The organism is Bacillus cereus group sp. BfR-BA-01355 (assembly GCF_022663675.1).
Lineage (GTDB): Bacteria > Bacillota > Bacilli > Bacillales > Bacillaceae_G > Bacillus_A > Bacillus_A thuringiensis_S.
In genome coordinates, this window is the sequence record NZ_JAKUFY010000302.1 from 1 (window position 1) to 499 (window position 499).

The window sequence follows — 499 nt, forward strand, 5'->3', positions numbered from 1 at the left end:
CGGTAGAATTGCACCTAATATTTTAGAGCGTAATTTTCATACAGATGCACCGAATCAAAAGTGGGTAACAGACATCACAGAGTTTAAATTGTTTGGAGAAAAACTGTATGTATCACCTGTATTAGATTTGTATAATGGTGAAATTATTACCTATACAATTGGTTCTAGACCGACGTATTCGCTTGTTTCAGACATGTTAGAGAAAGCATTGGAACGTTTACCTGAAACGCACCAGCTACTGATGCATTCGGATCAAGGATGGCATTATCAAATGAGACAGTACGTCCGTACTCTTGAATCAAGAGCTATCGTCCAGAGTATGTCTCGAAAAGGCAACTGTTACGACAACGCAGTAATAGAAAATTTCTTTGGGATTATGAAGTCGGAGTTCCTCTACATAAAAGAATTTGAAAATGTAGAGCACTTTAAAATAGAATTAGAAAAATATATAGATTATTATAATACGAAACGGATTAAGGCAAAATTAAAAATGAGCCCG

Annotated in this window: 1 protein-coding gene; it reads left to right on the forward strand. The window is 35.5% G+C overall.

Annotated features, from left to right (window positions below):
- Positions 1 to 499, forward strand: a 499-nt coding sequence (locus tag MR167_RS31745) for an IS3 family transposase (RefSeq protein WP_242316253.1), incomplete at both ends; no start/stop codon positions are given.